The following is a 24,890-nucleotide window of genomic DNA, read 5'->3' on the forward strand; positions in this document are numbered from 1 at the left end:
TTTACAGTTCTGGCGTATACAAAACTGGCAAACTGTATAGGGGAAAAGAATGGACAGAGACGATGAATACCTCACTCCAAAGGAAGCTGCTATTCTTCTTCGGAACCACCCATATACACTGGAACGCTATCGCCGTCTTGGTGGTGGACCGCCTTTCAGTAAACCGTTCGCGAACGGTCGGATTCTATACAAACGATCAGATTTAATTCGCTGGGTTGACTCTAAAAAGGTTAGCAGCACGAACCAACTGCCGTGACGCAGCAATTGACGGATGACGCACCAGCAAAAAGCCCCCAACTGATATTGGGGGCTTTTTCATGCTCCGCTCATCTGTGGCGGCCAGCTTGCTGGTTGCTTATTTCCGACTTATGCGGCTATTCTGAGGCTGCTGAAAGTGGCAGATTTCCTCGGCTTTTTCGGTATTTCCAATAAGCATCGGTACATGTCGTCAACCGTCACCGGTGCCGGCCCCAAAGCCTCGGCCACCTGGGCGCGGGCCTTCTCCATCCCGGAATCGTCGGGCCCGGCCGGCTGGAGGGCGCGGAAACCGGGACGTTTGCCCTCGGCCAGCGGGCGGCGGGTCAGGTCGCCCAGCACGTCGGTGACGTCGGCGGCGCTTTCGGTCAGCGTCGCCCCGTGGCGGAGCAGATCGTTGGGGCCGGCGGCGCGCGGGTCCAGGGGCGAGCCCGGCACGGCGAACACCTCCCTCCCCTGGTCGGCGGCGAATCGGGCGGTGATCAGCGAACCCGAGCGGGCGTTGGCCTCGACCACCACCACACCGAGCGACAGGCCCGAGATGATGCGGTTGCGCCGGGGGAAATGGCTGGCCTGGGGCTGGGTCCCCACCGGCATTTCCGAGACCACGGCGCCGGCCAGGGAAATCTCGCGCCACAGATCGCTGTTCTCGGGGGGATAGACCACGTCGGTTCCGCCGGCCAGCACCGCCACGGTACCCGACGCCAGCGCCCCCTGGTGGGCGGCGGTGTCGATGCCGCGCGCCATGCCGCTGGCCACCACATAGCCGGCGCGGCCCAGGTCGGCGGCGAGGCGCCGCGCGAAGTTGCGGCCGTTGAGCGAGGCGTTGCGCGCCCCGACCATGGCCACCATGGGCCGGGCCAGCACCGACGTGTCGCCCTGCACGCAGAGCAGCGGCGGCGCGTCGTCCAGCGCCGCCAGCCAGGAGGGATAATCCGGCTCGGCCAGGCCCAGCAGGCGGGCGCCCAGGCGCTCGGTCGCCTGCATCTCGCGCTCGGCATCGGCCTTGGGGCAGATGCGGATGGGCCGGCGCGCCCCGCCCCGGCGGGCCAGGTCGGGCAGGGCGTCCAGGGCGGCGGCGGCCGAGCCGTAACGGTCCAGCAGGCGGGCGAAGGTGCGCGGACCGACATTCTCGCTGCGGATCAGCCGCAGCCAGTCGAACCGTTCAGCGGCTGAAAGTCGCCTCTTGCCCTCATCCATGACGTGCAGCCTGCACCGGTTGCCCACATCCGGTCAAGGAGGGACCGAGGCTACTTCTCCCGCAGGGTGATGGCCTTGCGCGCCAGAATCTGGTCGCACACCGAATTGGTGTCCCAGGACGAACGCTTGCCCAGCGCCGGCTTGATGGAGGTCCAGCTGTCGGTGAAGGCCTTGCGCCCCAGGTCGCGGAGATAGACCAGGAAGTCCCAGGCGGGCGCGTCCTTGGAATAGACACCCAGCTTGACCATGTCCTCGTCGGCGTGGATGCGGTGCAGGTTGACCCGGCGATAGGGATGCTGGCCGGGCGGCGGGTCCTTGATCATGCCGGCGTCCACCAGCCGGTTGATGGTCTCGATGGCGTTGACCTCGTGTACCAGCGAGGCGTTGAACGCCACCTCGTTCAGGCGGTCCAGCACCTGACGCGCCCCCTTGGGCGGCGGGCCGTCGCGGTGCAGCGGGTTGAGCGTCACCAGCAGCAGGTCCTCGGCGTCGGCCTCGCGCAGACGCTCCACCAGGGGGGTGAGCGGCGGATTGCCCATGTAACCGCCGTCCCAGTAATGGTGGTCGCCGATGGTGACGGTATGCAGCGAGGTGGGCAGGTTGGTCGAGGCCCGCACCGCGTCGGGCGACACGCCTCCGTCGATGAACAGCTGGCGGCGGCACTCGCCGATATCGGTGGCGGCGACGATCAGGGTGGGGGTCCCCGCCTGCGGCAGGGCGAAAATGGCCGGAATCTCGGGCAACACGTCCCTGAGCACGGCGGTGAGATAGGTGCCCAGGCCGGATTCGGCGGCCGGGGTATTGCTGCCCGCCACGTCGGCCCAGCGGGCGGCGGGGGAATCGTCGATGTTCCAGCCCTGGGCCAGGCCGATGGCGGCGACGAAGGGATTGCCGCCCCAGAAGGCGGCGCGGGCCACCGTTTCCCACAATTCGCGGATCTTGGTCCGCGCCGCCTCGGCCATGCGCTTGGAGCGCGCGCTGGCCGGGCCGGGCTGCGCCGCGCCCTCGTGATAGCCGTAGGCCATGGCGGTGGCGGTCAGCGCCCCCGAGGACGCCCCGCTGATGCCGACGAACTCGATGTTGCCGGCCGCCGCCTCGTCCAGCAGCGCGTCGAGCACGCCCCAGGTAAAGGCGCCGTGCACGCCGCCGCCCTGCAGGGCCAGCGCAATCCGATGGGGTTTTCCCATGAGCGTTCCTCCCGGAGAGGACGGTTTCCGTCCTTAGTTTTGACGAAGGGTACCGCGACCCCGCCCCCACTGGCAACCGCAGGTATCGTTACATCCATGCCCGCCCCGGCCCCCACCCGATTGGAACCCGGCTCTTACCCGATTGGAGAAGGCGGGCCGCCGCGCTATGCTGTCCGACCTTTCTGTTTGGGGTGAGGGGATTAGGCCATGAGCGATACCGACGGCTCGCCCGCCATGCAACGCGTCTTCCCCCGGGGGACGGTGATCTTCAAGGAAGGCGACAGCGGCCACGAAGCCTACATGCTGCAGCAGGGCACGGTGCGCATCTTCAAGAATGTCGCGGGCCGCAAGGTCACCATCGGCCGGGTCTGGCCGTTCCAGGTGTTCGGCGAGCTGGCGCTGATCGACGACGGCCCGCGCATGGCCGCCGCGGTAGCCGACGACGACGCCACCTGCCTGGTGCTGACCAAGGACGCCATCCGCTCCATGATGGACCAGGCGCCGCCGGGGCTGAACACCCTGATCCACTCGCTGCTGTCCACCATCCGCGAACTGGGCGACGATCTGGCCGACGCCAAGGCCATGCTGGCCGAACATAACGTGGAATGACCTGTCATCCCGACGATCCGCGGGAAGAGGGATCTCGTCCTGGCACGGCATTACCATTCCTGAACCGTCGTTCCAGGCGGAGATCCCTCGCCAAGGCCCGGGATGACAGGTGCCCTGCGTGATCCAGGTTCTGGCGACACTCGCCCCGGTCATCGCCCTGATCGCCCTCGGCCACCAGATGCGGTCGCGGCGCTGGGTCGATGATTCCTTCTGGCTGCCCGCCGAGCGCGCCACCTTCTTCCTGTTCTTTCCCGCCCTGCTGATCACCGCCCTGGCCCGTGCCCGGCTGGACGGCCTGCCGGTGGGCGGCATCATGGCCGCCGAGGCCGGCGCCGTGCTGATCATGGCGGTGGCCACCGGGCTGGCGGCCAGTTGGCTGCGGCAGGCTCCATGGCGCCTGGACGGCCCGGCCTTCACCTCGCTGTTCCAGTGTTCCATGCGTCCCAACACCTATGTGGGGCTGGCGGTGGCGGCGGGATTATGGGGCGGCCAGGGCGTCGCCCTGGTGGCCATCTGCACCGCCGCCGTGGTGCCGCTGGTCAACCTGCTGGGCATCCTGGCCCTGCTGCGCTGGGCCGGAAAGGAGGGCGCCTCCTTCCGCTGGGGCGTCGTCCTGCGGCAGATCGTCACCAACCCGCTGATCCTCTCCTGCGTCATCGGCATCGCGCTCAATCTCGGCGGCATCGGCCTGCCGCCGGTGGTCGGCCCCTTCCTCGACATCCTGGCCGGGGCCTCGCTGCCGCTCGGCCTGCTGGCGGTGGGCGCCGGCATCCGCCTGGGGGAATTGCGCCGGGCCGGCCCCTCGGTGGCCCTGTCCATCGCCGCCAAGATGGCCGTCCTGCCCCTGCTGGCGCTGGCGCTCGGCGCCCTGTGCGGGCTGGAGGGGCTGGCCCTGGCCGCCGCGGCGCTTTACGCCGCCCTGCCCGCCGCCCCGGTCTCCTATCTGGTGGCCCGCCAGATGGGCGGCGACGCGCCGCTGGTCGCCACCATGCTGTCGGCCCAGACGGTGGCCGCCGCCCTGATCATGCCGGTATGGATTCTGGCGGTTCCGGGGTACTGAATCCCCTTGCGGCGGAATTAAAAAAACGTATGCTCGTTTAACGCAAATCCACCGGCCTTCTTGTAGGGAGCGAGCGATGACCGGCTTCAATTCCGCGCTGAACTTCGACCTGGGCGAAACCGCCGACATGATGCGCGACTCGGTCGCCGCCTTCGCGCAAGGCGAGATCGCGCCCCGCGCCGCCGAGATCGACCACAGCAACGAATTCCCCAACGAGCTGTGGCCGCGCCTCGGCCAGATGGGCCTGCTGGGCATCACGGTGGACGAGAAGTACGGCGGCGCCGGCATGGGCTACCTCGAGCATGTGGTGGCCATGGAGGAGATCAGCCGGGCCTCGGCCTCGGTGGGCCTGTCCTACGGGGCGCATTCCAACCTGTGCGTCAACCAGATCAAGCGCAACGGCACCGAAGCGCAGAAGATGAAGTACCTGCCCAAGCTGATCTCGGGCGAGTATATCGGCGCCCTGGCCATGAGCGAGCCCAATGCCGGCTCGGACGTGGTCAGCATGAAGCTGAAGGCCGAGAAGAAGGGCGACCGCTACATCCTCAACGGCACCAAGATGTGGATCACCAACGGCCCCGACGCCGACGTGATCGTGGTCTACGCCAAGACCGATATCCATGCCGGGCCGCGCGGCATCACCGCCTTCATCGTCGAAAAGACCTTCAAGGGCTTCTCGGTGGCGCAGAAGCTGGACAAGCTGGGCATGCGCGGCTCCAACACCGGCGAGCTGGTGTTCACCGATTGCGAGGTGCCGGAGGAGAACGTGCTGAACGCCGTGGGCAAGGGCGTCAACGTGCTGATGAGCGGTCTCGACTACGAGCGCGTGGTGCTGACCGGCGGGCCGCTGGGCATCATGGCCGCCTGCATGGACATCGTGGTCCCCTACATGCACGAGCGCACCCAGTTCGGCCAGCCCATCGGCACCTTCCAGCTGATGCAGGGCAAGCTGGCCGACATGTACACCACCTTCAACGCCTGCCGCGCCTACACCTACGCGGTGGCCAAGGCCTGCGACCGGGGCGAGACCACCAGGAAGGACGCCGCCGGGGTGATCCTCTACGGCGCGGAAAAGGCCACCTGGATGGCACTGGAAGCCATCCAGACCCTGGGCGGCAACGGCTATATCAACGAATACGCCACCGGGCGCCTCCTGCGCGACGCCAAGCTCTACGAGATCGGCGCCGGCACGTCCGAGATCCGCCGCATGCTGATCGGCCGCGAATTGTTCGAAGAGACGAAGTAGCCGCCATGAGTGTCATCAAAAGCGCCATCAATCCCCGCTCCGACGAGTTCAGGGCCAATGCCGAGGCGACGCAAGGCCTGGTGGACGACCTGAAGAAGGTGGTCGCCCAGGTGAAGCAGGGCGGCGGCCCCGCCATGCGCGAACGTCATGTCGCACGCGGCAAGCTGCTGCCCAGGGAGCGCATCCGCCGCCTGCTGGACGTCGGCTCGCCCTTCCTGGAATTCTCGCAGCTGGCCGCCTGGGACATGTATTCCAAGGATGTGATGGGGGCCGGCATCATCACCGGCATCGGCTCCATCAACGGCCAGGAATGCATGATCGTCGCCAATGACGGCACGGTGAAGGGCGGCTCCTACTATCCGCTCACCGTGAAAAAGCACCTGCGCGCCCAGGACATCGCCAAGGAGAACAACCTCCCCTGCGTCTATCTGGTGGAATCGGGCGGCGCCAACCTGCCCAACCAGGATGAAGTGTTCCCCGACCGCGACCATTTCGGCCGTATCTTCTATAATCAGGCCCAGATGTCGGCTCTGGGCATCCCGCAGATTTCCGTGGTGCACGGCTCGTGCACGGCGGGCGGCGCCTATATCCCGGCCATGAGCGACGAAAGCGTCATCGTCAAGAACCAGGGCACCATCTTCCTCGGCGGCCCGCCCCTGGTGAAGGCCGCCACCGGCGAGGTGGTCTCGGCCGAGGAGTTGGGCGGCGCCGACGTGCATTGCCGCACCTCGGGCGTCACCGACCATTACGCCCAGGACGACGGCCACGCTTTGGCCATCGCGCGGCGCATCGTCGGCAACCTCAACCGCACCAAGCCGGTCGGCCTCAAGATGGCGACGCCGGAAGAGCCGCTGTACGACCCCAAGGAAATCTACGGCATCATCCCCAAGGACCGCCGCAAGCCCTATGACGTGCGCGAAGTCATCGCCCGCATCGTCGACGGTTCGCGCCTGGACGAGTTCAAGCAGACCTACGGCACGACGCTCGTCTGCGGCTTCGCCCATATCTGGGGCTATCCGGTGGGCATCGTCGCCAACAACGGCATCCTGTTCTCGGAAAGCGCCCAGAAGGGCGCCCATTTCGTCGAGCTGTGCAGCCAGCGCGGCATTCCGCTGATCTTCCTGCAGAACATCACCGGCTTCATGATCGGCAAGAAGTACGAAGCCGGCGGCATCGCCAAGGACGGCGCCAAGATGGTCACCGCCGTGGCCTGCGCCAAGGTGCCGCGCTTCACCGTGATCATGGGCGGCAGCTTCGGCGCCGGCAATTACGGCATGTGCGGCCGCGCCTACCAGCCGCGCATGTTGTACATGTGGCCGACGGGGCGCGTCTCGGTGATGGGTGGCGAGCAGGCGGCCAACGTCATGGCCCAGATCAAGAAGGACGCCATGGAGGCCAAGGGCCAAAGCTGGCCCGCCGACGAGGAGGAGGCCTTCAAGGTTCCCATCCGCGACCAGTACGAAACCCAGGGCCACCCCTACTACGCCGGGGCGCGGCTGTGGGACGACGGGCTGGTCGATCCCGCCGAGACCCGCATGGTGCTGGCGCTCAGCCTGTCCGCCTCGTTCAACGCCCCCATCGAGCCGACGAAGTTCGGCGTGTTCAGGATGTAGGCCGATGAGCGCCCTTCTCATCGGCACCCATGACGGGGTGCGGACCATCACCCTCAATCGGGCCGAGCGGCACAACGCCTTCGACGACGCGCTGATCGCCGAACTGGCCGCCGCCTTCCGCGATGCCGCCATCGCGCCGGGCCTCCGCGCCGTGGTGCTGGACTCCACCGGGAAAAGCTTCTCGGCCGGGGCCGACCTGGAATGGATGAAGCGCATGGCCGGCTATTCCCATGCGGAGAATCTGGCCGACGCCATGGCGCTGTCGGACATGCTGGAAGCCATCGATGCCTGTCCCAGGCCGGTCATCGGCGTGGTGCAGGGCGCCGCCTATGGCGGAGGCGTCGGGCTGGTGGCCTGTTGCGATCTGGCGGTGGCGGCCGACAGCGCCACCTTCTGCCTGTCCGAGGTCAAGCTGGGCATCATTCCGGCGGTGATCAGCCCTTATGTGGTGCGCGCCATGGGCGGCCGTCAGGCGCGGCGCTACGCCGTCACCGCCGAGCCGTTCGACGCCACCGAGGCCAAGGCCACCGGGCTGGTGCACGAGGTGGTGCCCGCCGAGCGTCTGGGCGAGGTCCGCGACAAATGGCTGGCCCGCCTCAAGGGCAACGGGCCACAGGCCATGAGCACGGCCAAGACCCTGATCCGCCGCGCCGCCGACCAGCCCTTGGACGACGAATTGCGCACCTGGACCGCCGGACAGATCGCCGAGCGCCGGGCTTCGGACGAAGGCCAGGAAGGCATCCGCGCCTTCCTGGAAAAGCGCAAACCCGCATGGATTGAGGGATAACCGGGTATGTTCGACAAAATCCTCATCGCCAATCGCGGCGAAATCGCAGCCCGCGTCATGCGCACCGCCAAGCGCTTAGGGATTCGTACCGTGGCGGTCTATTCCGAGGCCGATGCCAACGCCATGCATGTGGCCATGGCCGACGAGGCGGTGCTGATCGGCCCCGCCGCCGCCGCCGAAAGCTACCTCAAGGGCGACGTGATCCTGGACGCCGCCAGGCGGACCGGAGCCCAGGCCATCCATCCCGGCTACGGCTTTTTGTCGGAGAACGCCGGCTTCGCGGAGGCTTGCGCCAAGGCCGGCGTGGTGTTCATCGGCCCGCCGGTGGGCGCCATCCACGCCATGGGCTCCAAGGCGGAATCCAAGCGGCTGATGGAAGCGGCGGGCGTACCGCTGGTCCCCGGCTATCACGGCCAGGGCCAGTCGCTGGAGGAACTGACCCGCGAGGCGGCGGTGATCGGCTATCCCGTGCTGGTCAAGGCCAGCGCGGGAGGCGGCGGCAAGGGCATGCGGGTGGTGACCGAGGCGTCCGGTCTGGCCGACGCGGTGGCCTCGGCCAAGCGCGAGGCCAAGGCGGCGTTCGGTGACGATTCCCTGCTGCTGGAGACCTATCTCGGCCGTCCGCGCCATGTGGAAATCCAGGTGTTCTGCGACACCCACGGCAACGGACTCTATCTGTTCGAGCGCGACTGCTCCATCCAGCGCCGCCACCAGAAGGTCATCGAGGAAGCCCCCGCCCCGGCGCTTTCCGACGAGACCCGCCGGGCCATGGGCGAGGCCGCCGTTTCCGCCGCCCAGGCGGTGGACTATGTCGGCGCCGGCACGGTGGAGTTCCTCTATCAGGACGGCCGCTTCTTCTTCATCGAGATGAACACCCGCCTGCAGGTGGAACATCCGGTCACCGAGATGATCACCGGCCTCGACCTGGTGGAGTGGCAATTGCTGGTCGCCGCCGGGGGCCGGCTGCCGCTGGCCCAGGAACAGCTGTCGTGCAGGGGCCACGCCTTCGAGGCCCGCCTTTATGCCGAGGACCCTGCCCGCGACTTCCTGCCGGCCATCGGCCGGTTGGTCCATCTGGCCCCGCCGGCCGAGAACCGCCATGTGCGCGTCGATACCGGCGTGCGCCAGGGCGACGAGGTCACCCCCTTCTACGACCCCATGATCGCCAAGCTGATCGTCTGGGACGAGGATCGCGGCGCGGCGCTGCGCCGCCTGCGCCGCGCCCTGGCCGATTATCAGGTGGCCGGCGTCACCACCAACATCTCGTTCCTGGGTGCCATCGCCGCCCACCCGGCCTTCGCGGCGCTGAAACTGGACACCGGCTTCATCGAGCGCCACCGCGCCGATCTGGCTCCGCCGCCCGCCCCGGTGCCGGCCATGGGGCTGGCCTTCGCCACCCTGGCCCTGCTGCTGTGGCGCGAGGGCGACAGCGCCAAGGCCGCCGCCACCTCGGGCGATCCCCATTCCCCCTGGCACCAGACCAACGGCTGGCGCCTCAACGACGACAACCACCACGATTTCCGCTTCGTCGACGCTGGCGAGGAGCGCCGGGTCACCGTGCACTTCGTCACCGGCGGCTGGTCCCTGGACCTGCCCGACCAGACCCTGTCGGCGCGGCGCGCCACCCTGACCGGTACCACGCTCTCGGCGGAGATCGGCGGCGAACGCCGCACCGCCACCGTGGTGCGCTCCGGCTTCGACATCACCGTGCTGCACGACGGCCATGTCTGGAAGATCAAGTTGGACGACCCCTCCGCCGCCGCCGCCGAGCGCGAGAGCGGCGACGGCCGTCTGGCCGCTCCCATGCCGGGCACCGTGGTGCAGGTGCTGGTCAAGCCCGGCGACGCGGTCACCGCCGGGCAGCCGCTGATCGTGGTCGAGGCCATGAAGATGGAGCACGCCATCAAGGCTCCCGCCGAAGGCATCGTCGCCGCCATCCACTTCAAGGTGGGCGACGCGGTGGCCGAGGGCACCGAACTGCTGGCCTTCGAGGTGACGAAATAGGCCTATCCGGGTAAAAGCGGGCGCGACGCCCGCATACAGGCATCAAGGACACGACCGCCATGCGCCACCCCAGCCGGATCAAGATCGTCGAGGTCGGCCCCCGCGACGGCCTGCAGAACGAGCCCAGGCCGGTGCCGGTGGCGGTCAAGGTCGCGTTGATCGACCGCCTGACCGAGACCGGGCTCGCCGCCATCGAATCGGGCAGCTTCGTCAGCCCCAAATGGGTGCCGCAGATGGCCGCCACCAATGAGGTGATGGCCGCCATCACGAGGCGGCCCGGAATCGCCTATCCGGTGCTGACCCCCAACCTGCGGGGGCTGGAGGCGGCGCTGGAGGCCCGGGCCGAGGAGGTGGCGGTGTTCGCCGCCGCCTCCGAGAGCTTCTCCCAGAAGAACATCAACTGTTCCATCGCCGAAAGCCTGGACCGCTTCGCCCCCCTGACCGCCCGGGCGCGGGCCGAGGGCCTCAGGGTGCGGGGCTACGTCTCCTGCGTGCTGGGCTGCCCCTACGAGGGCGCCATCGCTCCCGGCGCGGTAGCCGAGGTGGCGGGCCGGCTGGCCGCCATGGGCTGTTACGAGATTTCCCTGGGCGACACGGTGGGCGTCGGCACGCCGGCCAAGGCCCAGGCCATGATCGACGCGGTGGCCGCCCGCCTGCCCGTCGAGATGCTGGCCGCCCATTTCCACGACACCTACGGCCAGGCCCTGGCCAATCTGCTGGCGGTGATGGAGCGCGGCGTCGCGGTGATGGATTCCTCGGTGGCCGGGCTGGGCGGCTGTCCCTATGCCAAGGGCGCCGCCGGCAACGTGGCCAGCGAGGATCTGGTCTACATGCTGAACGGCATGGGCATCCATACCGGCGTCGACCTGGACAAGCTGATCGACGCCGGGACGTTCATCTGTTCGGCGCTGGGCCGCCCCACCGGCTCGAAAGTGGCGCGGGCGCGGGGCTGATACTCCCGATGGCCATGGCAATAAGTATGCCTGCGTGATACTCTGAAGCCCTTGTCATTGGCAGTATTGGGCAGCTCCCCATGTCCACCGATTTCTGGGTTGATGCGCTGAGCGTCGGTGTGGATGAATTCGACTGCGCCCACCGCGAGCAATTGAACACCATCGGCGAGATCGAGGCGGCCCTGGAGCGGGGCGACCGCACCGAGGCCGTGGCCCTGCTGGAGCACCTGCTGCAGCATCTGGTCCGCCATCAGGCCGAGGAGATGGACCTGCTGGTCCGCACCGGTTATCCCGGCACCGACCACATCCACGAGGTTCAGTCCGCCAATCTGAACCGGCTGCGCCTGTTGAAGACGCAGGTGGAGAACGGCGGCCCCATGCCCGACGCACGGCGCATCGCCACGGAAATGCGGATGGCCTTCGTCGATTACCTGCTGAAGGGCGACATCAACTTCAAAAGCCATCTCGACATGGTCGGATACGGGTACCGGTGAATTCGGCGCGGGGCCGGGGCGGTCCCGGCCATAGCGGTACCCAGCCCGGTCCATATCCGGACCGGCAGCGACCCTGGAGGGAGAATTCAGTCCAGCGGAGCGGCGGGGGCGCGGTAGAAGAAATCGGGATCGGCGAGCGTCGAGGCCGAGACGGTGATCATGGTCTTGGGCTGCGCCTTGTTGAACAGACGGGCATGCATGATGCCGTCCACGTGCTCGAAGATCTTCTCGACCACCCAAATGCTCTTCTTGGTGTCGTGGGCCTTGATGAACATGTCACCGACCTGTGCATCAACGGACTTGCGCTTGAACATTCCTACTCCCGCCGCATTCTGTCGGATGAGATGATCACCCTGCCGGGGCCTGGGGCGCCCCCGATCTGACAGAGGTTATATGACACGGAGCCTGACGGGAAGCCGTGTCGTAAAATTTGTGCTTTGCGGGATAGGATTCCATGACCGCCGACGACGCCATCGTATTGATCGACTGCGAGAACCTGACCGGCACGCGACGGTTGGAAGCCTTAAGCCGCTGGGCCGGGGCCGGCCGCATCGAGCTGTTCGGGCGCCAGGGCGCCATGGCCCCCTGGCGGGCCGCCCTGGCCCGGCGGGGGTTGGCCGCGGCGACGGAGACCCCGGTTCCCGACGACGCGCCATCCCAGGCCGCCGACCAGGCCATCGCCAGTGCCGTGCGGAATCTGGCCGTCCGGCCGATTCCCGGACCGGTGGTGATCGCCTCCAACGACAAGGGCTTCGCCGCCGACATCGCCGGCCTGCGGGCGGCCGGCATCGCCGCCCGCCAGGATTTCGACCTGGACGAAGCGGGATTGCTGCGTCTGGTGGTGGCGGAAATCGCCCGCCCCGACGGCTGGGCCGCCGCCGGCGGAGTCGGCGACCATCTGAGCCGCCGGTTCGGCCTGGACATCAGGGGGCGTCTTTCCGCCTTGGCGGAACGGGCCGGCCTTGCCCTGCGGCACGACCGGACGGGTCCATGGCTGTCGCTGAACGGGACATGGGAGGCGGGCGGCGTTTGAAATGACGGGCCTTTCCTGGCATGGAGCGGTCTCTGGCCGGAGTATCGCGCCTTGACAGGCTGTGGGGAAACGCTGTCTCGACGTCCTTACGCCCTGTTCCGCCATACTCGGACGTGATCCGGACATCCATGCGATGACGCAATGGGCAGAAGAACTACGCCACCTTGTCCATAAAGAACCTCGCCGCCAGATCGGCTCCCGGCAGCGCCGGGCTGTAGAGAAACCCCTGGGCGGCGGTGCAGCCCAGCGACCGCAGGAGTTCGGCCTGCTCCTCGGTCTCGACGCATTCGGCGACCACGGCCATGCCGAAGAGATCGGCCAGTTGGATCATGCTGCGGATCAGGGCGGCACTCCCGTCCACGACCAGGGCCTCGCGGACGAACGACCCGTCGATCTTCAAGGTGGTGGCCGGCAGCCGCCGCAGATAGGCCAGGCTGGAATGGCCTGGTGGCGCTGGGTCTGCCGGGGGGCGAATTTCCCGGAAACATCGGAAAACACCGCGACGTATTGGCCGGCTTCATCCCCGGGCCGGCCGACGGCGCGGATGGTCAGCCATTCCAGGTAGACTCCCCCGCCCTTGCGGCGGTTCCATATCTCTCCCTGCCAGCGGCCGTCTTTCCGCAATCCCCGCCACAGCTCCCGATAGAATTCCGCCGTGTGGTGGTGGGAGCGGAGGATACCCGGGGTCTTGCCGACCGCGTCCTCGGGACCATAGCCGGTGATGGCGGTGAAGGCCGGATTGACCCGCTGGATGATGCCGTCCATCCCGGTGATGAAGATACCCTCGGAAGCGCCATCCATGATGGCGGCCAGCACCTGGGAATCGGTGGGGGGACTGGCGCCGCGGTCGAGCCGTTCGTTGGCGTTGCTGTGGGTCATGGCAAGCCCCTTTCCGTCGTCTTGGTATCTACGCACTGCGGATTTCCTGGATGAAGCCGGCCACCTGCCGGGCCAGTTGGCCGGAAGCGCCCTTCAGGCCGTTGGCGGCGGTATAGACCTGGTCGGCCATGGTCTTGGTCTCATCGGCGGCGCCGGAGACCACCTGGACGTTGTCCGCCGCCGCCGCCGTGCCGTGGGCGGCCTGCTCCACCGAGCGGGCGATCTCGGCGGTGGCGGCGCCCTGCTCCTCGACCGCCGCCGAGATGGCCGTGGACAGCTCGTTGATGTTCTCGATGGTGTCCGAGATGGAACGGATGGCCGCAACCGCCGACTGGGTCTCGCCCTGGATGGCGGCGATCTGGGTGCCGATCTCGTCGGTGGCCCTGGCCGTCTGGTTGGCGAGGCTCTTGACCTCGCTGGCCACCACCGCGAAGCCTTTGCCGGCGTCGCCGGCCCGCGCCGCCTCGATGGTGGCGTTGAGCGCCAGGAGGTTGGTCTGGGCGGCGATGTCGGTGATCAGCTTGACCACCTCGCCGATCCTCTGGGCGGCGTCGGCCAGGTTGCGGACCATGCGGTCGGTCTCGCCGGCCTGGCGCACCGCGGCCCGCGAAATGTCCGCCGCGTGGGAGACCTGGCGGGAAATCTCGGTCACCGAGGACGAGAGTTCCTGCGTCGCCGCCGAGACCGACTGGACGTTGGCGGTGACCTGGCCGGTCATGGCGGTGACGTTGCCGGCCTGGATCATGGTCTCCTCGGCGTTGGCCGACAGGGTCTGGGCATTGCCGAGCAGCGAGCCCGACGACTGGTCGATCAGGTCGACCACGCTGCGGACCCGTTCCTCCAGGGAGTGGGCGACACGGTCCAGTTCGGCGCGGCGCGCCTCTTCCGACTTGCGGTCCAGTTCGGCCTTTTCCAGCTGGCCGTAGCCCAGCTTGGCCTTCATGGCCCGCAGCAGGGCATGGATCTGGTTGAACTCGCCGATGGCGGCGCTGGGAATGTCGTGGGCCATGTTGCCCGAGGCGATGGCATCGAAGTGGCGTTCCAGCGCCTGCATGGGGGTCCGCACGCTGCGCAGCAACCAGATCCCCAGCCCCGCCGCCAGCCCCACCGCGACCAGCAGCACGACGGCCATCTGGATGGCCAGCCGGGCGGCACGGACCTGCGACTCGGCGAAGGTGGCGCCGGCATCCCGGCGCTGGTAATCGATCAGGGCCTGCAGCGTGGTCCGGGCGGCCAGGAAGCGGGGGGTGACGCTCTCGTTCATGTGCCGGCCCAATCCGGCGGCATCCCCCTTGCCGGCCATCTCCATGGCCGGCGCCAGGCCCTGCTTGCGGAAGGCGTCGCGCGCCTGCACGAAGTCCTCGCCCAGCCGGCGTTCTTCGTCCGTGTCGGTCTTGGACCAATAGGACTCCCAGGTGGCCGAGATGCGCTGGGAATTGGCCTCGATCTCGGCGAGGCGATCGGCCACCGGCCTGGCATGGGCGGCGCGCAGCTGCTCCACCTCGACCTGGGCGATCTGGCGATAATTCTCCTGGGTCAGATCGGCGATCCGGGCCAGATCGGTGGCCCGCACCGTGTTGTCGTTGAAGATGGTTTCCAGGTCGTGGCGGATGTCGCTCATGCCGGAATAGCCCAGCCCGCCCACCAGGATCACCACGGCGACCAGCGCCGTCAGCGCGCTGCCCAGGCGGCCGCCGATGGTGTTGCACCACTGGCCGAGACGGCCGCCGAGGGTCTTGGAGACCACGCGACCGTCCTCGATGGCCAGGCCGGCGGCCCGGCCGGTCCGGAACAGTTCATAGGCCTTTTCCGCCTGCGCCACCTGGGCGCGGGTCGGCTTGGAGCGGATGGAGATGAAGCCGGCGATGCGGCCGTCCTCCATGAAGGGCGTGACGTTGGCCCGCACCCAGTAATGGTCGCCGCCCTTGCTGCGGTTCTTGACCATGCCCTCCCAGGGCCGCCCGGCCTTGATGGCCGCCCACAGGTCGGCGAAGGCCTCCTTGGGCATGTGGGGATGGCGCACCAGATTGTGCGGCGCGCCCAGCAATTCCTGCTCGGTGAAGCCGCTGATGTCGATGAACGCCTTGTTGACGAAGGTGATGCGTCCGCCGGAATCCGTCCTCGACACCAGCAGATCACCCTCTTGCAGTTCCACCTCACGGTTGGTCACCGGTCCGTTGTCGCGCATGTCCGTCTCCAGTCCTGGCAGGGGGCATTGGCCCGTTCACATGCCCGGACTCTGGCGCCGCAACATTGCCGGACGGCCATCGCGTGTGTTGCCGGATCGATATTTTTTGTTTCCGGCGGGCCGCGCCGCCCCTCTCCCCCGCCGGCAACGGGTTGGAAGCAAATCTTGACGATGCGGCAACACATCGCCGCATCAGGCGGCAATGAACGCCAGGCAACCTGCATGACATCTCCGGGGCAATCCGGCCTTTCCTGAAGCAGGGGATGGACTGACATGAGCGACAGTTTCGAGGATTTCATGGTGGAATTGCGGCAGGAATTTCTGGGCAAGCTGCCCGCCCACTCCCGGACCATCACCGACGCCTGGCGCGACGCCATGGCAGACCGGGAGCGCAAGGAGGCGCTGTCCCGCCTGGCGACCAACGCCCGTCACCTGGCCGGGGCCGGCCGGACCTTCGGTTGCCCTGAAATCTCCGAGGCGGCGGAAACCCTTGAATTCTGCCTGATCAAGGTCCGCCGGGGCGCCAATATCCGCCTGGAGGAGATGACGCCGTTCATCGCCGAGCTGATCGCCGCCATCAATTGGGCGCATCTGGAGAAATACTGACTCCATAAAGTCCGTGGCACGGCCGCCCCCGGCTCGCTATCATTCTCTTTGGTCGAGTTGGGGATTTAAACATGCCGAGGGTTCTCGTCGTCGACGACGATCCATTGATGATCAAGCTCATCGAGCGGGTGCTGCAGGACGCCGGCTGCAAGGTGGTCACCGCCTCCGGCATGGCCGAGGCCTTGGCCGCGGTCGACCGCCAGCCCATCGACGTGGCGGTGATCGATCTCATCCTGGGCGACGAGAACGGACTGGACCTGGTGGCGGCATGGCGCGACCGGCCCGACATGGCGCTGATCGTCATCTCCACCAAGGCCCACGCCATCGACCGCGTCGTCGGCATCGAGATGGGCGCCGACGATTATCTGATCAAGCCGTTCGAGCCGCGGGAGCTGGCCGCCCGGGTCCGCCGCGTCTTCAAGCGGCTGAAACCGCCGGCCGCCGGCCTTTCCTCCTCCTCCACGCCGCCGGCCAACGGCGACGCCAATATCCTGCGGTTCGACAATTGGACGGTGGATTGCGACGCCTGCACCCTGGCCACCGCCGACGGCGACAGGGTGCCGCTGACCTCCACCGAATTCCGTCTGGTGGAAATCTTCGCCACCCGGCCCAACCGGGTGCTGTCGCGGGAACAATTGCTGGACCTGCTCTACGGCAACGCCACGCCGTCCTCGGACCGGGCGGTGGACGTCATGATCACCAAGATCCGCCAGAAGATGGCCGATGCCGGTGCCGCCGATCCCCTGATCCGCACGGTGCGCGGATTGGGCTATCAATGGACCGCCGGGCCATCGCCCTGATTCTCCAGCGCCAGGGCGATGGCCCGGCGCAGTTCCGCCACGTCGTCCGCCAGCCGTTCCACCGGCCGGGCGGCGATCAGGGCCCGCTCCAGCGACTCGGCCCGGGCGCTGATCTCGGGATAGCCGAAGGTGAGTCCCTGCCCGGCCAGGCGGTGGACCTGGGCCCTGAGGCGCGCTAGGCCGCCGGCCGGATCGTCCCCCCCCGCCGCATCGGCCCAGGCGGCGGCCAGGGCGGCATCGTACCCGGGAAGATCGCGGCGGAACTCCGCCGTCAGTTCGGCCATGAAATCCGTGAAGCCGGGCGTTTCCCCGGTCATTGGAGCGCCGCCCAGACCCGGCGGATCTGGGCGACCAGATCGGCGGGCTCGAACGGCTTGGTGATGACGTCGGCGACGCCCAGGCTATGGAAACGCCCGATCTCCTCGGCCTGGGCCTTGGCGGTGATGAAGATCACCGGCAGGCCGCGGGTGGCGGAATCGGCGCGCAGGGCGGCCAGGGTATCCGGGCCGTCCATGCCGGGCATCATCACGTCCAGCAGGATGAGATCGGGCCGGAAGGCGGGAATGGCCTCCAGCGCCTCCTCCCCCGAGCCGGCGACCGCCACGGTGAAACCGCCCAGCTTCTCCAGGCTGATGCGCACCACCTTCTGCAGGATCACTTCGTCGTCCACGTAGAGGATGCGGGAAAGAGGGACGGTCATGCTTGGGTCTCCGCCGGAATTACGGAAGGGGGCAGCAGGGAAATGATGACCTCGAGAAAGTCCCGTTCGGAAATGCGGGACTTCACGAAGGCCGAATGAATGCCGGCGGCCAGGGCGGCCGGCACCTCGTCGGCGGCGGTGAAGACCACCACCGGGGGCCGCGCCCCGTCGCTGTTCCGCAGCCATTCCATGACGTCCAGCCCGTTGCCGTCGGGGAGGCCGAGATCGATGATGGCCAGGTCGAAGCACTGGCCTTCGGCCACCCGGATTCCCTCCTCGACCGTGGCGGCGCCGATGACCATGGCGTGCGGGGCGAGAAGCCGGGCGATCATCGACCGGGTCGCGGCGTCATCCTCGATATGGAGGATGCGGACCGTCTCGGTCCCCGGCCGCGTCTCCCCGCCCACCATGTCGGGGGACCGGATGGATGGCAGGTCCACGTGGAAGACGCTTCCCTCTCCCGCCTCGCTCTCGAAGGAAATGCCGCCGCCCATGCGCTCGACCAGTCCCTTGGTGATGCTGAGCCCCAGGCCGGTCCCGCCCTTGAGCTTATGATCGGAGGTATCCGCCTGGGCGAACTTGCCGAAGATCTGGGAGCGGAATGTGTCGGGAATCCCCGGACCGCGATCCCTCACCGAGAACCGGACCCTGTCGGCGTCCCTGCGCGCAACCTCCAAGGTGACCAGGCCGCCCCGGGGAGAGAACTTCACCGCATTGGAGACGAGATTGGTCAGGACCTGCAGCAGGCGGTCGAAATCCGCGATGACCCGCAGATCGGAATCGAGGCTGCGCGACGCCAGCGCCACGCCGTATTGAGTGGCGAACGGGGCATTGTCGGTCATGGCCCGGGCCAGCATGCCGGCCACGGCGATCTCCGTCATCTCCAGCTTGAGATGACCGGAGCCGATCTTCTCGATGTCGAGGATGTCGTTGATCAGCCGCACCAGACGGACGGTGCTCTGCTCGGCGATTTCGGTCAGTTCGCGGATTTCGGCGGGGAAATCCCCCAGCACCCCGGTATTGACCAGCGACAGCGAGCCGCGGATGGCGGTCAGCGGCGTGCGCAATTCGTGGCTGACCGTCGAGATGAAATCGGCCTTCATCCGGTCGATCTTCTTGCGTTCGGAAATGTCGTGCACGGTACCGATGAACATGCGCAGCCCCTGCAGCTGGACCTCGCTGACCGCCAGTTCCATGGGGAAGGTCTCGCCGGATTTGGTCAGCCCCTCGACCTCGCGGCCGATGCCGATCACCTTGGGGATGCCGCTGGACATGTAATCGGCGAGGTAGCCGTCGTGCCGGCCTTGATGCGGCTCGGGCATCAGCATCTTGACGTTGTTGCCGACCACCTCGGCGGCGGCATAGCCGAACAGCCGCTCGGCGGCGGGATTGACGGTATGGATGATGCCGCGCGGGTCGATGGTGATGATGCCGTCCATGGTGTTTTCCACGATGGCGCGCATGCGGGCTTCGTTGTCGCGCAATTGCCGCTCGGCCTTGCGCCGCCCGGAAATGTCGGCCGCCACGCCCAGGAAGCCGATGATCCTTCCATCGGGGGAACGGATGGCCGAGACCGACAGCAGGACCGGAAGCTTGGAGCCGTCCTTGCGCACGAAGGTCCACTCGCGTTCGTCGAATGGCTGGCTCCGCGCCCGGGCGACGACGATCCCCAGGCCGGGTTCCACGGGCTTTCCGGTCTCCCGGCTCAGGATCTCCGCCTGGGCCGCCAGCTCCTCCGGCAGATGGATGACCTCCGGAGTCCATTTGCCGATCATTTCCCCGGCGGCATAGCCCAGCATGGCCTCGGCCTTGCTGTTGAACAGGGTGATGACGCCGTTGGGGTCGGTGGCGATGATGGCCACCGCCGCGCTGTTGAGCACCGAATCCTGGAAGGCGGTCAGGGCTTCCAGCTTCAGCCGGGCCTCGTGCAGGGCGGAAACGTCGAACACCAGGGCGAAGAACCCCTGGACCCTATCGCCGTCCACATGGGGGATGTAATGGGCCTGGATATGGCGGGTGGCGCCGTCCGCCCGCCGCACCGTCCGCTCGAATTGCTGGGGCTGGCCGGCCAGCGCCCCCAGGACATGGGACTGGTTCTCGGCGTGGAGGTCCGGACCGAGAACCTCGGCCATGCTCTGGCCGACGATCCGTTCCGCCGGAAGGCCCAGCCATTCCCGGAAGGTGATATTGGCGAAGCGGCAGCGCTGGTCCCGGTCCCAATAGGCCGCCAGGGCCGGCAGGTTGTCGATGACCAGGCGGAGCATCTGTTCGCTGGCCCGCTGCGCCTCCTCCAGCCGCGCCAGGGCGGCGAATTTCTCGCGCAGCAGGTTTTCCGTCATCTTGCGTTCAGTGATGTCGGACAGCAGCAGCAGCAGATGGCGTTCGTCGTTACGGAAGAAGCGGAGGAAACGGCATTCGACCCAGGCGGTCCGACCGGCGGTCGAGGTCAATTGCGTATCGAACCGCTTGCTGCCGCCGCCGTCGAGAATCTTCAGGGCGGCGTCGAGCATTCCCGACGCCCGCCAGGAATCGAGGGTGCGGAAATTCTGCGCCAGGACCCGGTCCTGGGACATCCCCTTGATGGAAGCGAAGGCGGCGTTGGCCAGGATGCATTCGCCCCCATGACCATAGGCGGCCATGCCGATATTGGCCCCGTCGATGATCGCCTCGTTGAACCCCAGGGCATCGGCGAGCGAATGCCGGGCGGCATCCGTTTCGGCCTGCGCCCGGCGCTGCCGCAGGAACAGCAGGGTCAGGAAACCCAGCAGGATGCCGCTGGCGACGGCGAGCACTGCGGTCTGAAGCGCCCAGGCTCCGAGATAATCCCCCTTGGCGAAGGCGACGGTGACGAACAGGGGATAGTTCCGCAACTGACGATAGCCGTAGGTGCGGTCGATGCCGTCCGAGGGAAAGACCAGGTCGCCGGTTCCCCAGCGCTCCCCGGCCCTGATCCGGGCCAACAGGGGGGATTGGGCCTGCTGGCCGAGGGAATGGGGCCGCCGGAGCACCAACCCTCCGTTATCCACGCGCCGGATGACGATCAGCCCCTGCGGCCCCACATCCAGCCCATCCATCTGCTCCTGAATGGAATGCAGCGTGATGGTGCCGATGGCGGCGCCGGCGAAGGCGCCGCTGCCGTCACGCTTGGCGACGGCCATGCTCAGGCGGCCGTCCCGCGCCTCCGACAGGACCAGTTCCATGCCGGCGGTCGCGCGCAAGATCCGGAACCACTCGGTCGGCTCGATCTCCTCCAGGGAAGGCGAGGTCTCGGCGACGCTCCGCCCGTCGGCATCCACCAGCCGGTATTGGGAGACCTCGGGAAACTGGAAGAGCTGGTCGCGCAGGGTGGCGACGATGTCCTGGCGGCGCGCCCCGGTGATGGACGCGGAGAAATCCTCCACGCCGATGGTCCGGGTGAATGAGCGCAGGTCGCCGTCCACCCGGCTGAACTTCGCCTCCAGGTCGATGGAGATCACATTGGCCAGGTTCTGGGTGGTGACCTCCGCCTGCTGCCGCACGACGCTGTAGCCGTTCCAGAACAGATACCCCACCAAGGCGACGACCCCGACCACGCCGGCCAGGAAGACCCCGACGGCGTGACGATCCCGATGATCCGACTGGCTGGTCATTGACGGTTGTTGCGGCATCGCCCCCTCTTGCTGGATTCTACCATAGCCTTCGAGGGAATAAGTGGGGGCTCGTCCACGGAAAAGCCTCCCCCGGCCACCACATCATTTTGGCGGTGCTGCCGCTGCTCCTGGCCGCCTTGATGCTGAGGCTTTCCTCCAAATTCGGCAGCGAGAACCAGAAGGACCAGAACATCGTCCTGCGCCTGTCCGGCCGGGGAGAGAGTATCGAGGCCGGGACCTTGGGCAAGGGGATTTCGCCGTGATCTACCCCCAGCCTCCTTCCGCCTCCCCATGGTGCCAAGCCGCTTTGACATCCGGACGCGGTTGAAGCTGTCGCAGCTTTACGACGCCCGCCAAACCCCCATGCCGTTCTGCCGGGCCATCCCCTCGGCGTTGCGGATGAAGTCCGGGGCGTTCGCGGCGGCCTTGGCGAAGCCGGACAGAGCGAAGACCTCGGCGATATCGAGCCCCTTGGCGAGCGAGACGCAGCGCCAGCCGCCGACCGGGGCCAAATCGCACGTCACCCCTCCTGCCTGAGACACGTAATTGCGGGCGGCGGCTTCAGCTTCCGGCAGATTGACGGGCCGCAGACCAGCCAGGGGCAGGCGCTGCCCGTTCACGCTGAGGGTGGCGGTGTCGAGAATCTCGGGAATGCCGGAATGGCTGGCGGGGACCTGTTTCACCGGCGGAATCGCCGCGGCGGGAACGACCGGGGCCGGCTTCTGAAGCTGGGGCTGCAAGGTTGCCGCCGGCATTGTTGCCGTGGTGGGCGAACTGAACAGTTTCGGCCCCAGGAAGACGACAGTCAGGACCAGGGGAACACCGACGGCAAGGCCGATCTTCAACCCCTTGCTCAGTTGCGGGCCATGGCCGACCAGGCCGGGGCGGTCTTCCGAGCGGACATTCAGGATCGTGCCGGAACCGCTGGTCGCGGCGGACTGACCCAAGGTGGGCTCGGATCGCGGCGGCCTGCCGGCAAAGCCGTCGAGTTCGCGCAAGGCCGCCCGGTGCTGCAATTCCTGCGCGACGGCCACGGAGACGCACCGCTTGCCTACGGGATTGAAGACGGTGCCCGTGGCCTTGGCCACCACGATGGCCAGCGGAATGCCGATGATGGTGCAGCACAGCAGGAAGGCCTGAACCACCATCGCCACGGCCAGGAGCAACCCGAAGGGGAACCACAGGATTATGATGATCCATGAATAGGCCTTCCACAGCCCGATCTCGGCACTAGGGTCCAGGTCGCTGTCGCGCACCATCGCCCGCCCGAACGGCCCCAGATAGAACTTGCCCAGCTCCATCAGGCCGAGCCCGAGGGGGGCGCCGACCACGGTGACCGTGAAGAGCAGGCCGATCAGATAGGTAATGGCGGCATTGATGAATCCGAGGAACGGAAAGTGCCACAGAATGTTGCCAAGCGCCCTCATTGCCGCCTCCTCGCGGACCGGTTCCTAGACGAGAAGCCTCAGCGCGAGGCCACCACCCACTGCTTCTGTTCGTTCAGGCACGAGGTCACCGTTTCCTCGTGCTGCTTGCCGGAGGTCTCGACCACCACCTGCTTCAGTTGGCGGCAGGTCCGTCCATCGGCCATGGTGGTGGGAGCCGAAACCGGCTCGACCCAGCCCCAATTGCCCGATTGCCCCCCGGAACGGACCGGTTCGACCGCGCCCCATTGACCGGCGGAGCCCTGCTTGTTGGGTTCGACGGCGGCCCATTGTCCGCCCCCCTGCGATGACGGGGCGGAAGGGGTGGGAGGCGGCAAGGGGGCCGTCTTGACCTGGCGCTGCGGGGCGGCCTTCGGCTTGGGTGGCTGGGATGCGGTGGTGTTTGGCGTAGCCGTCGCTGTTTGAGCCGTCGCGGTTGGCGCGGAAGCCGGTGCGCTGGCCGTGGCCGGAACCTGAGCAGTATCGGACGCCCACACCACCTTCTGCCCCACCGGCGCCTCGCCCGCCGTCTGCGAAGCGGTCGCAAGCGCCTGCTGGTCCTGGCAATCGAGCAGCGAGCCGAGCTGCTGGCCGATCAATCCACCCACAGCCGCGCCGAGAAGAGCCGTGCCGATCTTGCCGCTGCCCTTGCCCAGCAGCAGGCCGGCGGCAACGCCGCCCACGACCGCGCCGATGGCCGCGCCACCGACCTTGCAGTTGTTGTCGAAGGCCGTCTCCATGGTCTTGCAGCCGGTCAACGCCACCGGGACGCACACCGCCGAAGCCAGGAGAGACATCCGTCCCAGCCTGGACACGCCAAAGCTCGTCATGATTTCCCCCAAGCAAGAAGCACCTGCCGGCAACTATCCCTTGCCGAATCGTGGGCGTCAAGCCCGCCAGGATGTTCATTCGTGGCGGCTTCTGCGTTGCGGAATCAATGGAATGCGGGGTCCATTGATTCCGCGCGGACGGTCGCAAGGCTGATGCGACTGACGGGCTCTACCCGAATCCGGGGGAGTTCTCCGGTCAAAGGTTGTGATTCCGCCCGAACAGATCGGGCGGGTCGGCCTCTTCCGCCGGACAGAGGTCGGCGACGCCGATACCCAGCAGGCGGAAGGCGCGCCCGTCCGCCTGCCGCCCCAGCAAGGCCCGCCCGGCCCGCAGGATGGTCTCGGCCCGGCCGGTAGGGTCGGTCAGGCGGTGGTGGCGGGTGATCACCCTGAAATCGGCGGTCTTGAGCTTGAGCACCACGGTGCGTCCCGCCAATCGCGCCCGGTCCAGCCGGCGGGCCACCCCCTCGGCCAGGGGCGCCAGCGCCTCGGCCAGGGCCTTGCCGTCGCGGATGTCGCGGGCGAAGGTGGTCTCGGTCGAGACGCTCTTGGCCGGGCGGTCGGGATTGACCGGGCGGAGGTCGATGCCGTGCACCATGCCGGCCAGCCGCCGGCCGAACCGGCCCCAGCGGGCCACGAATTCGGCCTCGGGCAGGGATTGGAGCTGGGCGATGGTGGTGATGCCCTGCGCCGCCATGCGCGCCGCCGTGGCCTGCCCGATACCAAACAGCGCGGTCACCGGGCGCGGCGCCAGGAAGCGGGCCGCCTCCCGCCGGCCAATCACCGAGAATCCATCGGGCTTGTCGAGGTCCGAGGCCATCTTGGCCAGGAACTTGTTGTAGCTGAGCCCCACCGAGACGGTGATGCCCACCTCGCGCCGGATGGCGCGGGCCAGACGGGCCAGCAGCACCGCCGCCGGACGCTCCACCCGCCGCACCCCCGGCGACAGGTCGAGATAGGCCTCGTCCAGGGACAAGGGCTCGACCAGGGGCGAAGCCTTGTCGAACAGGGCGCGGATATCGGCGCTGACCTGCTTGTACTTGGCCATGTCGGGCGGAATGACCACGGCGGAGGGGCACAGTTCCAGCGCCTTGAACATGGGCATGGCCGAGCGCGGCCCGAACCGGCGTGCCACATAGCAGGCGGTGGTCACTACGCCGCGTCCGCCGGCATGGCCGATGATCACCGGCTTGTCGGCCAGGGCCGGGTTGTCGCGCTTCTCCACCGAGGCATAGAAGGCGTCGCAGTCGATATGGGCGATGCTGAGGTCCAGCAACTCGGCATGCCCCGCCCGCCGCTCCGAGCCGCAGGCCGGGCAGGCGCCGGCCCCGACGCCGAGTGCACCGCACTCCCGGCAGACCGCCGGGCTCTGGTCATCGTGCGCTTCCATGGT

Annotated in this window: 25 protein-coding genes; 13 read left to right on the forward strand and 12 right to left on the reverse strand. The window is 67.6% G+C overall.

Going from position 1 to position 24,890, the window contains the following annotated elements; all coding sequences use genetic code 11:
* Positions 1-49: 49 nt before the first annotated feature.
* Positions 50-256 carry a helix-turn-helix domain-containing protein gene (locus tag H261_RS26765; RefSeq protein ID WP_081608973.1) on the forward strand — a complete coding sequence of 69 codons (207 nt, stop codon included), beginning with the start codon at positions 50-52 and terminating at the stop codon, positions 254-256.
* Between the two features lie 110 nt (positions 257-366).
* Here the strand turns inward: H261_RS26765 and dprA are convergent, their stop codons facing one another.
* Positions 367-1,455 (reverse strand): DNA-processing protein DprA, encoded by a 1,089-nt coding sequence (gene dprA, locus H261_RS16245; RefSeq protein ID WP_008619589.1) that lies wholly within the window; start codon positions 1,453-1,455, stop codon positions 367-369.
* Positions 1,456-1,505: 50 nt separating this feature from the next.
* On the reverse strand, positions 1,506-2,642 hold the full coding sequence (locus H261_RS16250) for a patatin-like phospholipase family protein (protein ID WP_008619591.1): 1,137 nt from the start codon (positions 2,640-2,642) through the stop codon (positions 1,506-1,508).
* A 207-nt stretch (positions 2,643-2,849) separates the two neighbouring features.
* On the opposite strand from H261_RS16250, the gene H261_RS16255 reads away from it, so the two are divergent.
* The 8 genes from H261_RS16255 to H261_RS16290 all read left to right on the forward strand — a co-directional run bounded on the left by H261_RS16255 (position 2,850) and on the right by H261_RS16290 (position 11,408).
* Entirely contained in the window at positions 2,850-3,251 is a 402-nt protein-coding gene (locus tag H261_RS16255) for a Crp/Fnr family transcriptional regulator (protein ID WP_008619596.1), read from the forward strand.
* A gap of 118 nt (positions 3,252-3,369) precedes the next feature.
* Entirely contained in the window at positions 3,370-4,311 is a 942-nt protein-coding gene (locus tag H261_RS16260; RefSeq protein WP_040476724.1) for an AEC family transporter, read from the forward strand.
* 76 nt (positions 4,312-4,387) lie between these two features.
* Positions 4,388-5,557, forward strand: a complete 1,170-nt coding sequence (locus tag H261_RS16265; RefSeq protein ID WP_008619599.1) for an isovaleryl-CoA dehydrogenase — start codon at positions 4,388-4,390, stop codon at positions 5,555-5,557.
* A 5-nt stretch (positions 5,558-5,562) separates the two neighbouring features.
* Positions 5,563-7,170, forward strand: a complete 1,608-nt coding sequence (locus H261_RS16270; protein WP_008619602.1) for a carboxyl transferase domain-containing protein — start codon at positions 5,563-5,565, stop codon at positions 7,168-7,170.
* A gap of 4 nt (positions 7,171-7,174) precedes the next feature.
* Entirely contained in the window at positions 7,175-7,957 is a 783-nt protein-coding gene (locus H261_RS16275; RefSeq protein WP_008619603.1) for an enoyl-CoA hydratase/isomerase family protein, read from the forward strand.
* A gap of 6 nt (positions 7,958-7,963) precedes the next feature.
* Positions 7,964-9,961, forward strand: a complete 1,998-nt coding sequence (locus tag H261_RS16280) for an acetyl/propionyl/methylcrotonyl-CoA carboxylase subunit alpha (protein ID WP_008619604.1) — start codon at positions 7,964-7,966, stop codon at positions 9,959-9,961.
* 59 nt (positions 9,962-10,020) lie between these two features.
* Positions 10,021-10,914 (forward strand): hydroxymethylglutaryl-CoA lyase, encoded by an 894-nt coding sequence (locus H261_RS16285; protein ID WP_008619605.1) that lies wholly within the window; start codon positions 10,021-10,023, stop codon positions 10,912-10,914.
* Between the two features lie 80 nt (positions 10,915-10,994).
* A complete protein-coding gene (locus tag H261_RS16290; protein WP_008619606.1) occupies positions 10,995-11,408 on the forward strand; it encodes a bacteriohemerythrin in 414 nt (137 codons plus the stop codon).
* Positions 11,409-11,494: 86 nt separating this feature from the next.
* On the opposite strand, the gene H261_RS16295 is transcribed toward H261_RS16290, so the two are convergent.
* The gene (locus H261_RS16295; protein ID WP_008619607.1) at positions 11,495-11,722 is read right to left on the reverse strand and encodes a hypothetical protein; all 228 of its coding nucleotides are present in this window, start codon (positions 11,720-11,722) and stop codon (positions 11,495-11,497) included.
* Between the two features lie 140 nt (positions 11,723-11,862).
* On the opposite strand from H261_RS16295, the gene H261_RS16300 reads away from it, so the two are divergent.
* Positions 11,863-12,441 (forward strand): hypothetical protein, encoded by a 579-nt coding sequence (locus tag H261_RS16300; RefSeq protein WP_008619608.1) that lies wholly within the window; start codon positions 11,863-11,865, stop codon positions 12,439-12,441.
* A 154-nt stretch (positions 12,442-12,595) separates the two neighbouring features.
* Here the strand turns inward: H261_RS16300 and H261_RS16305 are convergent, their stop codons facing one another.
* Genes H261_RS16305 through H261_RS16315 form a run of 3 tightly spaced genes read right to left on the reverse strand, consistent with a single transcriptional unit; the run spans position 12,596 to position 15,508 of the window.
* The gene (locus H261_RS16305) at positions 12,596-12,841 is read right to left on the reverse strand and encodes an EAL domain-containing protein (RefSeq protein WP_008619610.1); all 246 of its coding nucleotides are present in this window, start codon (positions 12,839-12,841) and stop codon (positions 12,596-12,598) included.
* Positions 12,838-13,320, reverse strand: coding sequence for a PAS domain-containing protein (locus H261_RS16310; RefSeq protein WP_008619611.1), 483 nt, complete (start codon positions 13,318-13,320; stop codon positions 12,838-12,840). Before H261_RS16310 ends, H261_RS16305 begins: the two co-directional genes overlap by 4 nt.
* Positions 13,321-13,348: 28 nt before the next feature.
* Complete coding sequence (locus H261_RS16315; RefSeq protein ID WP_008619612.1) at positions 13,349-15,508, reverse strand: methyl-accepting chemotaxis protein; 2,160 nt, start codon at positions 15,506-15,508, stop codon at positions 13,349-13,351.
* Between the two features lie 273 nt (positions 15,509-15,781).
* Here H261_RS16315 and H261_RS16320 point away from each other — a divergent pair, with 273 nt between their 5' ends.
* On the forward strand, positions 15,782-16,114 hold the full coding sequence (locus H261_RS16320) for an Hpt domain-containing protein (protein ID WP_008619619.1): 333 nt from the start codon (positions 15,782-15,784) through the stop codon (positions 16,112-16,114).
* A 71-nt stretch (positions 16,115-16,185) separates the two neighbouring features.
* The gene (locus H261_RS16325) at positions 16,186-16,914 is read left to right on the forward strand and encodes a response regulator transcription factor (RefSeq protein WP_040476726.1); all 729 of its coding nucleotides are present in this window, start codon (positions 16,186-16,188) and stop codon (positions 16,912-16,914) included.
* On the opposite strand, the gene H261_RS16330 is transcribed toward H261_RS16325, so the two are convergent.
* The 3 genes from H261_RS16330 to H261_RS23480 are packed head-to-tail and all read right to left on the reverse strand — an operon-like array spanning position 16,887 to position 21,243.
* Positions 16,887-17,231 (reverse strand): Hpt domain-containing protein, encoded by a 345-nt coding sequence (locus H261_RS16330; RefSeq protein ID WP_008619623.1) that lies wholly within the window; start codon positions 17,229-17,231, stop codon positions 16,887-16,889. The genes H261_RS16325 and H261_RS16330 overlap by 28 nt on opposite strands.
* Positions 17,228-17,614 carry a response regulator gene (locus tag H261_RS16335; protein WP_008619625.1) on the reverse strand — a complete coding sequence of 129 codons (387 nt, stop codon included), beginning with the start codon at positions 17,612-17,614 and terminating at the stop codon, positions 17,228-17,230. The genes H261_RS16330 and H261_RS16335 overlap by 4 nt, the downstream gene beginning before the upstream one ends.
* Positions 17,611-21,243 (reverse strand): PAS domain S-box protein, encoded by a 3,633-nt coding sequence (locus H261_RS23480; protein ID WP_008619627.1) that lies wholly within the window; start codon positions 21,241-21,243, stop codon positions 17,611-17,613. The genes H261_RS16335 and H261_RS23480 overlap by 4 nt, the downstream gene beginning before the upstream one ends.
* A 113-nt stretch (positions 21,244-21,356) precedes the next feature.
* On the opposite strand from H261_RS23480, the gene H261_RS25485 reads away from it, so the two are divergent.
* Complete coding sequence (locus tag H261_RS25485) at positions 21,357-21,506, forward strand: hypothetical protein (RefSeq protein WP_161625042.1); 150 nt, start codon at positions 21,357-21,359, stop codon at positions 21,504-21,506.
* A gap of 78 nt (positions 21,507-21,584) precedes the next feature.
* On the opposite strand, the gene H261_RS16345 is transcribed toward H261_RS25485, so the two are convergent.
* From H261_RS16345 to H261_RS16355, 3 genes are all read right to left on the reverse strand, one after another.
* Positions 21,585-22,670, reverse strand: a complete 1,086-nt coding sequence (locus H261_RS16345; RefSeq protein ID WP_008619630.1) for a YccF domain-containing protein — start codon at positions 22,668-22,670, stop codon at positions 21,585-21,587.
* A gap of 38 nt (positions 22,671-22,708) precedes the next feature.
* Positions 22,709-23,497: a glycine zipper 2TM domain-containing protein gene (locus tag H261_RS16350; RefSeq protein ID WP_152426914.1), complete on the reverse strand. Its 789-nt coding sequence runs from the start codon at positions 23,495-23,497 to the stop codon at positions 22,709-22,711.
* 196 nt (positions 23,498-23,693) lie between these two features.
* Entirely contained in the window at positions 23,694-24,887 is a 1,194-nt protein-coding gene (locus H261_RS16355; RefSeq protein WP_008619632.1) for a DNA polymerase IV, read from the reverse strand.
* Positions 24,888-24,890 lie beyond the last annotated feature (3 nt).

Origin of the sequence: Paramagnetospirillum caucaseum (assembly GCF_000342045.1) — a bacterium.
GTDB lineage: Bacteria > Pseudomonadota > Alphaproteobacteria > Rhodospirillales > Magnetospirillaceae > Phaeospirillum > Phaeospirillum caucaseum.